The sequence below is a fragment of the Ruthenibacterium sp. genome (assembly GCF_017421385.1).
In the GTDB taxonomy this organism is placed as follows: domain Bacteria; phylum Bacillota; class Clostridia; order Oscillospirales; family Ruminococcaceae; genus Ruthenibacterium; species Ruthenibacterium lactatiformans.
Window position 1 is genome coordinate 1 of sequence record NZ_JAFOIN010000086.1, and the last position, 9,513, is coordinate 9,513.

General features: G+C 60.5%; 10 protein-coding genes. 8 read left to right on the forward strand and 2 right to left on the reverse strand.

Features of this window, described 5'->3' with window-relative positions; all coding sequences use genetic code 11:
* Window positions 1-191 precede the first annotated feature (191 nt).
* From IIY41_RS10215 to IIY41_RS10225, 3 genes are all read left to right on the forward strand, one after another.
* Complete coding sequence (locus IIY41_RS10215; protein WP_287400612.1) at window positions 192-1,181, forward strand: glycosyltransferase family 2 protein; 990 nt, start codon at window positions 192-194, stop codon at window positions 1,179-1,181.
* A 66-nt stretch (window positions 1,182-1,247) separates the two neighbouring features.
* A complete protein-coding gene (locus tag IIY41_RS10220) occupies window positions 1,248-1,718 on the forward strand; it encodes an RpiB/LacA/LacB family sugar-phosphate isomerase (RefSeq protein ID WP_009321843.1) in 471 nt (156 codons plus the stop codon).
* A 177-nt stretch (window positions 1,719-1,895) separates the two neighbouring features.
* Entirely contained in the window at window positions 1,896-2,498 is a 603-nt protein-coding gene (locus IIY41_RS10225; RefSeq protein ID WP_287400614.1) for a hypothetical protein, read from the forward strand.
* A gap of 513 nt (window positions 2,499-3,011) precedes the next feature.
* Here IIY41_RS10225 and IIY41_RS10230 read toward each other — a convergent pair.
* Window positions 3,012-4,379, reverse strand: coding sequence for an MATE family efflux transporter (locus tag IIY41_RS10230; RefSeq protein ID WP_119981376.1), 1,368 nt, complete (start codon window positions 4,377-4,379; stop codon window positions 3,012-3,014).
* 62 nt (window positions 4,380-4,441) lie between these two features.
* Window positions 4,442-6,277, reverse strand: a complete 1,836-nt coding sequence (gene ftsH / locus IIY41_RS10235) for an ATP-dependent zinc metalloprotease FtsH (RefSeq protein WP_050004605.1) — start codon at window positions 6,275-6,277, stop codon at window positions 4,442-4,444.
* Between the two features lie 183 nt (window positions 6,278-6,460).
* Between ftsH and IIY41_RS10240 the strand changes: the two genes are divergently transcribed.
* The 5 genes from IIY41_RS10240 to IIY41_RS10260 form a co-directional block, all read left to right on the forward strand.
* A complete protein-coding gene (locus IIY41_RS10240; RefSeq protein ID WP_009321848.1) occupies window positions 6,461-6,985 on the forward strand; it encodes a transcription repressor NadR in 525 nt (174 codons plus the stop codon).
* Window positions 6,986-7,061: 76 nt separating this feature from the next.
* Window positions 7,062-7,898, forward strand: coding sequence for an HAD-IIB family hydrolase (locus tag IIY41_RS10245; RefSeq protein WP_009321849.1), 837 nt, complete (start codon window positions 7,062-7,064; stop codon window positions 7,896-7,898).
* A 199-nt stretch (window positions 7,899-8,097) separates the two neighbouring features.
* On the forward strand, window positions 8,098-8,667 hold the full coding sequence (locus IIY41_RS10250) for a hypothetical protein (RefSeq protein ID WP_009321850.1): 570 nt from the start codon (window positions 8,098-8,100) through the stop codon (window positions 8,665-8,667).
* 168 nt (window positions 8,668-8,835) lie between these two features.
* Window positions 8,836-9,327: an RNA polymerase sigma factor gene (locus IIY41_RS10255; protein WP_009321851.1), complete on the forward strand. Its 492-nt coding sequence runs from the start codon at window positions 8,836-8,838 to the stop codon at window positions 9,325-9,327.
* Window positions 9,314-9,513 (forward strand): hypothetical protein (locus IIY41_RS10260; RefSeq protein ID WP_287400619.1); only part of this gene is annotated, 200 nt, incomplete at its 3' end. The genes IIY41_RS10255 and IIY41_RS10260, both read left to right, overlap by 14 nt.

Here is a 9,513-nt window from a genome sequence, read left to right on the forward strand (position 1 = left end):
CGCTGGCGCGCATGGGCCTGGGGACATTGAAACATGCAAAACCGCAGCAAGTGCGGTTTTGCCGAGGCCGCTTCGCGGCGTCATGTTATAATAATCTCAGGCTCGCCGCTGCCGCGGCTGCGCACCGCGTATACAACCCAAAACATGCGTCAACAACAGTATAGCACGTTTCATCAAAGGAGACCACGCTTTTGAAAGCAAGTATTGTAATACCGAATCTGAACGGCGCGGGCTGGCTGCGCGATTCCATTGAATCGGTCTGGGCGCAGACGGAGCAGGACTTTGAACTTATCATCATCGACAACGGCTCCACAGACGAGAGCCTGGCCATTGCCCGCAGCTATGTGGGCCGCCCGGGCTACACGCTGGTGGAGAACCAAACAAACACCGGCTTTTCCGCAGCGGTGAACACGGGCATCGGCCTGGCAAAAGGCGAATATGTGGTGCTGTTCAACAACGATGCCTTTGCACAGCCGGACTGGCTGGCACAGCTCATTGCCATGGCGGATGCCGAGCCGCGCGCTTTTGCGGTGCAAAGCCTGATGATCCGGCATTTTGAACGGGACATCTGTGACGATGCGGGGGATTATGTCACGCTGTTCGGGTGGGCGTGCAAGCGGGGCGACGGCATGTACTGGCGGCGTTATACAAAGCCGGGGCGCATTTTTTCCGCCTGCGGAGGGGCCAGCCTGTACCGCAAAAGCATTTTGGATGAGACAGGTCTGTTCGACGAGCTGTTTTTTGCTTATTTCGAGGATGTGGACATCAGCTGGCGGGCCAACAGTCTGGGTTATAAAAACCTGTATTGCCCGGCGGCCAAGTGCTACCACATCTGCGGTGCGACGACGGGCGCAGTGCGGTACAACGAATTCAAAAGCGTGCAGAGCGGGCGCAACAGCATTCTGCTGCCCTACAAAAATATGCCGCTGGGCATGCTCCTTCTGAATTTTGTCCCGCTTGCGCTGGGCTATCTGCTCAAAATTCTGGTGTTCGGCCTGCGGGGCTTCTGGACGCCGTACATCAAAGGCGCGCGGGAGGCGTTCCGGGCCATCCCGAAAGTGAAAAAGCCGAAATTCCGCTGGAGCAATCTGCCCCATTACGCGCTCATCGAGCTGTGGCTGGCGGCGGATGTGTTCCGCTACATCGGCTACCGCATCATGCGGTTTTTTAAGATAAGATAAAAAGCGGCACGGCTGTGCGAAATTGCTGAAAACAAACGGCGGCACACCGTCGAAAGGAGTTTTTGTATGAAAATCGCCATTGCATCCGATGCGTCGGGATTCCGTTTGAAAGAGCATGTCAAACAGGTGCTGCGGGAGGCGGGCCACGACGTTACGGACGTTGGCCAGCAGCGGGAGGATGAGACCGTGCGCTATTACGAGGCGGGCGAGCTTTTGGCGCGCGCCATTCAGAGCGGCGCGTATGAACGCGGTTTTGTGATGTGCGGAAGCGGCGCCGGCGTGTGCATGACGGCCGGCAAGTTTCGCGGCGTATACGCCGTGGCCTGTGAAAGCGAATATACCGCCGCCGAGCTGCGGCGCATCACAAACGCGAACGTGATGGCCATGGGCGAAAAAGTCGTGACCCCCGCGGTGGCCGGGCGTATGGCGCTGGCATTTGTGGACAGCGACTGGTGCGACGGCATGACGCCGGACAAAGCCGGTATGGTACACGAAGGCTTTGCGCGCATCCGGGAGATCGAGCGCACGCAGGCATAAGCCGCCGCGAAACGGCGCATTTGCGGCCAAACCGGGAACGAATTGCAAACTTTTTGTGACATGCCGCGAAATGCTTGGCAAACCGGCGCGGGGAATCTATAATGAAAGCAAGGAAGCCCGCCGGGCGGTGACGCAGGGCGGGCGGTTGCCCATTTTGCTGTAAAGGAGCGTAGAGTTATGGGATTTTTAAAAGGCTTGCTGGGCCTTGGCGTAACGGCGGGCGCCGCTTTCGCCGCATTGAAGGTGGCCCAAAAATATGAGGAAAACAAAGCGGCCGACGCTGCGGCGGCAGCCGCCGGGGCCGAGCCGCAGGACGTACCCGCGGGCAGCGTGCTGGAGGATATTGCCCGCGCGGCGGGCGGCGTGCTGAGCGACGCGGGCGCAAAGGTAAAGGAAGTGGTGACAGGCACTGCCGAGAAAGCGGGCGTGGATACCGTGGAGCTGAAAGGGGCGCTGCACGACGCCGGAGACGCGCTGTATGAAGCGGGCGACGCGGTGGCGGACGCTGGCTCGGCGTTTGCCGGATATGTGGCTGAGGAGGCTCCTGCCGTTGCGGGCCGTCTGCGCGACGGCGCGGAGGACCTGCTGGAGCGCGTAAAGGAAACCGTGGCCGCCGGCGCGCAGGCGGTGGAGGAGGCCGCGGACGCCGCGCAGGCGGCTGCCGCGGAGGAAGCGACGGAGCAGGCCGAAGTCGCCGCACAGGCGGAGGAGAAGCCGGAGAAGGGAACCGCGGCAGAGGCTGCGACGGAGCAGGAAACAGAGCAGCCGCAGGAAAAATAAAAAAAACCCGCCGTCCGGAAGCTGCAACAGCCGGGCGGCGAGAATTTTTTGAGGCTAAAAATATTTCTCAAACACTTCTCCCAGGCGTAAAATAGTTTTCTGGTGCTTCGCATCCTGTGCGTCGGATTTTGGATTCCAGAAGGCAGCTGGGAGTCGGTGGATTGCAATTTTTTCCTATATTTCTTCAAGCGAACATTCGGTGCGGTCTTTTTCCGCTCTTGGTATACTATGAATGTGGAAATATGGTGCATTTTGTCCTGCGTTTTCATCGCTGGCGTTTGACGAATTTATGCTTTTACAACTGTATTTTTGTCAAATGATTTAAAGTTTTTTACGGTATCTATAACCTTGTATAATGCACGGGTGTACCTTTGCCGTAATCCAAAATATTTTTGCAGTGCTCCTTGGGACAACCAATAGATACCCGCCTGCATCTTTGGCAGCATTCCAAAAAGTAAAAGTATCATTTTACCGTTCTTGCCCGACAGAGCCACCTCGCTGAAAATTGGCTCTTTACAGCGCCGCAGCGTGCTGCGCGCGGCGAAAATAGCTGCGGGCCATCCACAGCGCGGCAAGGAAGCCCAGAGCGTCGGCCAGCGGCATTGCGGCCATCAGGCCGTTCATGCTCCAGGCGCGGGGCAGGGCCAGCAGCAGCGGGATGTAGATGCACACCTGTTTGCCAAGAACCAGCGCGCTGCTGCGCGCGCTTTCCCGTATGGCCTGGAACAGCGTGCCCGTGCAGTTGATGAACGTGGTGAACGGCAGTGCGATGCTGGTGGCGCGCAGCACGGCCGCACCGGTTTCCACCAGGCCGCCGTCGCTGGGGCTGAGCATGCGCACGATCCATGGCGCGGCTGCGGCAATGATCACGGCCAGTGCCGTCAGAGCGGACATACTGGCGGCGCAGCAGAAGCGGAACGCGCTTTTCAGCCGCGCGTGGTCTTTGCTGCCGTGGGCGTAGCCCGCCACGGGCTGAAGCCCCTGCACAAAGCCGATGGACACGGAGAGCGCCAGCCCCGAGACGCGGGATGCGATGCTGAACGCGGCGATGGCAGCGTCTCCAAAGCCGCCCGCTGCGCGGTTGAGCACGATGGTGGCCAGCGCGTTGCCGCAGTGACGGCACAGGCTGGGAAAGCCTGTGGTGAAAATCAGCTTCACCATCCGCGGGGTGCGGGCTACCTGCCGCACCGAAATGCGCACGGATGTTTTGCCGCGCACATAGAACCAGAGCAGCGCGGCCCACACCATCACCTGGCTGAGCGCCGTGGCCGCGCCCGCACCCCGGATGCCCATGCCCAACGTGTAAATGAACAGAGGGTCCAGCACAATGTTCAAAAGCCCGCCTGCAAGCTGTCCGGCCATGCTTTCCTTGCTTTTTCCCTCGGCGCGCAGGCACTGCGCCAGCGCCAGGCTGGAGCATTGGAAAGGCGCGGCCAGCAGGATGGGAACGGCGTAGGCCTCGGCTTCGGGCAGGATGGTATCGGTGCTGCCCAGCAGGCGCATCAGCGGCTCCAGCGCCAGCAGCCCGCCCGCAGCGATCACGCCGCCCAGCCCCAAAGCAAGAAAAAAGCCCGTGCTGGCGGCGCAGTGCGCCTTTTCCTTTTCCCGTGCGCCCAGATACAGGCTGACAAGGCTGCTGCCGCCTGTACCCATCCAGAAGCCCAGTGCAGAGAGCACCGAGGATATGGAAAACACAACGCCCACCGCTGCTACGGCGGCCGTGCCCAGCTGCGCCACAAAGAACGTGTCGGCCATGTTGTAGACCGAAGTGATGATGCAGGTGATGATGCTGGGGACGGAGAGAGAGAGGATAAGCCCCGGCACCGGTGCGGTCGTCATACGCAGGTGCTGTGCATCCTGCTGTTCCGAAGTGCTGTTCATGCCGCAAAACTCCTTACGGCAGGCCTACGTCCCATATGGGACGTAGGCCTGCCGCTTATTTTTTACCGATTCAGGATCGCCATGAATTCATCGCCGGTGATGGTCTCTTTTTCCAGCAGATATTTGGCAAGTTCGTGCAGCTTATCCATGTTGTCTTTCAAAATGCCGATGGCCTTTTCGTGGGCTGTGCGGATGATCTCCACCACCTCTTTGTCGATCTTGGTGGCGGTTTCGGCACTGCACGCCAGGGCTGCGTCGCCGCCCAGATACTGGTTGCTCACGGTCTCCAGCGCCGTCATATCGAATGTTTCGCTCATGCCCAGGCGCGTTACCATGCTGCGGGCCAGCTTGGTGGCCTGCTCGATGTCGTTGGACGCGCCGCTGGTGACGCTGCCGAAGATCAGCTCCTCGGCGCTGCGCCCGCCCGTCAGCGTGGCGATCTTCGCCAGCGCCTCTTCCTTGGAGAGCAGCACCGTGTCGGCCTCCGGCGTCTGCATCGTATAGCCCAGCGCACCCGAGGTGCGCGGCACGATGGTGATCTTGGTCACGGGCGCGGAATTGGACTGCAGCGCGGCAACCAGAGCATGGCCGATTTCGTGATAGGCGACGATCTCTTTTTCATGGGGCGAAAGCACTGCGTTCTTGCGCTGGTAGCCCGCCACCACCACGTCTACGGATTCCGTCAGGTCTTCCTGTGTGACGATGCGGCGGTTGCACTTGACGGCGCGCAGCGCGGCTTCGTTGATAAGGTTGGCAAGCTCTGCGCCGGACGCGCCGGAGGTAGCCCGCGCCACGGCCTTATAATCAATGTCGTCGGCCATCATCACGTCCTTGGCATGGACACGCAGAATGGCCTCGCGGCCCTGCAGGTCCGGCAGTTCGACGGGCACACGGCGGTCGAAACGGCCGGGGCGCAGAAGCGCTTTGTCCAGCGTTTCGGGACGGTTGGTTGCCGCCAGAATGACGACGCCGGACGAGCCGTCGAAGCCGTCCATCTCGCTGAGCAGCTGGTTGAGCGTCTGCTCGCGTTCGTCGTTGCCCGCGATGCCGCTGCCGTCACGCTTTTTGCCGATGGTGTCGATCTCGTCGATGAACACGATGCAGGGGGCCTTTTCTTTCGCCTGTTTGAACAGGTCGCGCACACGGGCCGCGCCCTGTCCCACGAACATCTCCACAAACTCGCTGCCCGCGATGGAGAAAAACGGCACATTGGCCTCGCCGGCCACAGCCTTGGCCAGCAGCGTCTTGCCGGTGCCCGGAGGGCCGACAAGCAGAACGCCCTTGGGCATTACGGCGCCCACGCTGCGGTATTTATCCGGATTGTGCAGGAAATCCACGATCTCCTCCAGCGCTTCCTTGGCCTCCTCCTGCCCGGCCACGTCGGCAAAGGTCTTGCCCGTCTGAGCGGCCACGTACATCTTGGCGTTGCTCTTGCCCATGCCGAAGGACATCATATTGCTGCCGTCGCCCATGCGCTTTTGCATCATACGCCACAACAGCACCATGGGAAGGATCAGGATGAGCGTGGGGAAGATCCAGGTGAACAGGAAATTCATCAGGGTGCTGTTTTCCTGCGGAGCCACGGCGGAAAAGGTGACGCCGCTCTCGGACAGGCGCTTTTGCAGGTCCGCGTCCGGGAACACGCCCGTGGAGTAGATCCGTTCCGCCCCGTTTTCATCTGCAGCTTTGAAATAAAGCTCACGCTCGTTTTCCTGCAGCTCCACCACGGTCACCTGGCCGCCCGAAAGCATGTCCAGGAACTTGTCATAGCTTACTTCCGTCACGCGCGGGGTCATCAGACTGGGGAACACAAACGCGTTCAGCAGCATCAGGATGAGCATCGCGATCATCGCATAGTAAAAGAAGGGCTTTTTATTGGGTTTGGGTTGCTCGTTCATATGCTTCAACTCCTCACTGTATCTTCTATTGTAACGCCGGAATATGACAAAATTCAAGCGCGTTTGTAAACGTGCTGTGAATACCGGCATTTTCGTTTTGTTTTTTTGCCGGAAACATGCTATACTGGCCTCAAACGGCGGCGTGTGCCGCCTTGCGGAGAAGCACGGAGGGAGGCGCGGCCCATGACGGCGGCCCGGCGCAGAGATGAGATATTGCAGGCATTGGCCGGGGCGTCCGGCCCGGTGAGCGCGGCTGCGCTGGCGGCGCGCCTTGGCGTGAGCCGGCAGGTCGTGGTGGGGGATGTGGCGCTGCTGCGGGCGGCGGGCTCGCCCATTGTAGCTACGCCGCGCGGCTATGTGCTGGGCGGCGGACAGGAGGGCGGCGGCGTGCGCTGCACCGTGGCATGCCGCCACGGCCTGGACGGCCTGCTGGACGAGCTGTATACCGTGGCGGACTGCGGGTGCGGCGTGCTGGATGTGACCGTGGAGCACCCGGTGTACGGCCAGCTTTCGGGCCAGCTGCAGGTATTCAGCCGTTATGATGCGGACGTTTTTTGGGATGCCCTGCAGAAAAACGGCGCGCAGCCCCTGTGCAGCCTGACGGGAGACATCCATCTGCACACGCTCGTGTGCCCGGACGAGGCGCGCAAAGCGCGGGTGCTGGCCGCACTGGAGGAGAAGGGATATCTGATGGGCCTGGAAAAATGACGAGGCTTGCTGCGCCGGGCGGTAGGATGCCCGGCGCGCCTGCGGTTTTGCGGGAGCCCTCGGACGGGAGGACGCGATGAGGACTTTGTATGTATCCGATCTGGACGGTACCCTGCTGCGCAGCGACGAAAGGACATCCGGGTATACCAACCGGACGGTCAACCGGCTGGTGGGGGAAGGCATGCTGTTTTCCTATGCCACGGCGCGGTCGTTCCAGACGGCGCGGAAGGTGACGGCCGGGCTGGAAGCTGAAATACCGCTGATCGTTTACAACGGCGCAGCAGTGGCGGACAACCGGGACGGCTCGTTTTTACAGATGAATTTTTTCGGCGGGGAAGCGGCGGAGATCCTGGACGAACTGGAGGCGTGCGGCGTGTTCCCCATCGTCTATGCGGTGGCCGGGGGCAGAGAGATGTTTTCCTATCTGCCTGCCCGGTGTACGCGGGGAATGCGGGCGTTCCTTGAGACGCGGAAAAACGACAGAAGGGCGAACCCCGTCGCAACGCGGCGCACACTGCGTGCGGGGGATATTTTTTACTTCACCTGTATTGACGAGAGGGAAAAGCTGCTGCCTCTTTATGAAAAATACCGGGAGCAATATCATTGTGTGTTCCAGGTGGATCTGTACACCCGGGAGCAGTGGCTGGAGATCATGCCGAAAGCGGCCTCCAAGGCCAGTGCGGCCCTGTGGCTGAAAAGCAGCCTCGGATGCGGGCGGCTGGTCGTGTTCGGGGACGGAGAAAATGATGTGGACCTGTTTGAGGCCGCCGACGAGGCATATGCTGTGGCGAACGCCGCAGATGTGCTGAAGGCCGTCGCCACGGGCGTCATCGGCGCAAACGACGAGGACGGCGTCGCCCGGTGGTTAGACGCGCACGCGCGGTGTGCCGCGCAGACGCAGGGCGGCGTATAGGGCCGCCCCGCCGCAGGAACGGCAAGGCGTGTTGCCCAAACACAGTGTTTCCGGCGGCATTATTTTTGGTGGAAAAAGGGGAATTTGCCGCCTGCGGTTGACGCAGGGGCCTCAAGCGCGTATAGTATAGAAAAAATATGTGTCAAGACACATGTCGTGTGCGGTGTCTGCACAGTGGATGTTGGGGAGGAACCTGTTTATGTCCGCAGCCAAAAATACCGTACGCATTCAGAGAATGTGCGTGGCCGCGCTGCTGTGCGCCATCGCCATATTGATCCCGATGATCTCGCCTGTAAGGATACAGTTGGGGCCCATGAGTTTCACGCTGGGCAGCCATGTGGCGATTTTCATTGCCATGTTCATCTCGCCTGCGGTGGCGCTCACGGTGGAGCTGGGCGCGACACTGGGCTTCCTGCTGGCGGGCTTTCCACCCGTGGTGGTGCTGCGGGCGCTCAGCCAGGTGGTGTTTGTGGCCATAGGCGCGTTCCTGCTGGCGAAAAAACCCGCTGTGATGAAAAACGGCCTGAGTATTTTCCTGTTCGGGCTGGTGATGGGCGTGATCCATGGCGTTCTGGAAGCCGTTGTGGTGACGGCGTTTTGGTTTTCGGGCATGACGATGGAGGGGACGTTCGTCTCCACGGTGCTGGGTCTTGTGGGCGTGGGCACAGTGGTGCACAGCATGGTGGACTATTACCTGGCGCTGCTGATCTGGCAGCCGGTGTCCCGCGCGGCAAAGCTGCCCGCGAGCTTCACATTTTCAAAGAGCTGAGCATTCCGGAGAGGTTTTGAATAAAGCGGCGGGGCGCGTTGGGCGCTCCGCCGCTTCTTTGCGTTCGAATGCTTTTGTGTTACAATGAACCGAAAGAGCCGTGCAATAATCCGCGCGGCTCATTCGTATGAAAAATGTGAGGGTCCTTTGGTGAAAGGGGGAAGGGGTATGAGCGACGCTGCCGTATGCGCCGGCGCCGAGGAAGTTTTGGAGCGCTACGCCGCCACGGTATTTGCCGCAGCGTATGCCATGGTGAAAAACAAAGAGGACGCGGAGGACATCGCTCAGGAGGTGTTCATCAGCTATGTAAAGGCAAAACCTGCGTTTGAGAGCGCCGAGCATGAAAAGGCCTGGCTGCTGCGGGTGACCATCAACCGCTGCAAGAGCTTTTTTCGCAGTGCCTGGCAGCGCAAAACGACCGGCCTGGAGGATGATTTCCCGGACACGCCCTTCACCCCCGACGAGACCGCCGTAGTGGAGGCGGTGAACCGCCTGCCGAAAAAATACAGGCAGGTCATCTACTTATATTATATTGAGGGTTATGCCACCGGTGAGATCGCGGCCATTCTGGAAATGCCGCAGAACACGGTGCTCTCGCAGCTTGCGCGGGCGCGCAAATTATTGAAAACTGCTTTGAAGGGGGAGTTTGACGATGTATAAAGACGATTATATCTCCGCGTTCGGCAAGCTGGCCCCCAGCGAGGAATGGATGACCGACACGCTGGCCAAAATGCGCGCCGCCGAGGCGGAGCAGGAAGCGCCGGGCGCGGCCGGGCGGCCGGCACTGCGCGTTTCGGGCAAAAAACATCCGCGCCTGCGCCGCGCGGCACGGCCCGTCGCGGCGGC

What these genes read in the sequence shown, in the direction of transcription:
- IIY41_RS10220 (WP_009321843.1), top strand. Translation starts at nt 1,248, where the DNA reads ATGAAAATCGCCATTGCATCCGATGCGTCGGGATTCCGTTTGAAAGAG.
- IIY41_RS10255 (WP_009321851.1), top strand. Translation starts at nt 8,836, where the DNA reads ATGAGCGACGCTGCCGTATGCGCCGGCGCCGAGGAAGTTTTGGAGCGC.
- ftsH (WP_050004605.1), bottom strand. Translation starts at nt 6,277, where the DNA reads ATGAACGAGCAACCCAAACCCAATAAAAAGCCCTTCTTTTACTATGCG.
- IIY41_RS10230 (WP_119981376.1), bottom strand. Translation starts at nt 4,379, where the DNA reads ATGAACAGCACTTCGGAACAGCAGGATGCACAGCACCTGCGTATGACG.
- IIY41_RS10250 (WP_009321850.1), top strand. Translation starts at nt 8,098, where the DNA reads ATGTCCGCAGCCAAAAATACCGTACGCATTCAGAGAATGTGCGTGGCC.
- IIY41_RS10225 (WP_287400614.1), top strand. Translation starts at nt 1,896, where the DNA reads ATGGGATTTTTAAAAGGCTTGCTGGGCCTTGGCGTAACGGCGGGCGCC.
- IIY41_RS10240 (WP_009321848.1), top strand. Translation starts at nt 6,461, where the DNA reads ATGACGGCGGCCCGGCGCAGAGATGAGATATTGCAGGCATTGGCCGGG.
- IIY41_RS10245 (WP_009321849.1), top strand. Translation starts at nt 7,062, where the DNA reads ATGAGGACTTTGTATGTATCCGATCTGGACGGTACCCTGCTGCGCAGC.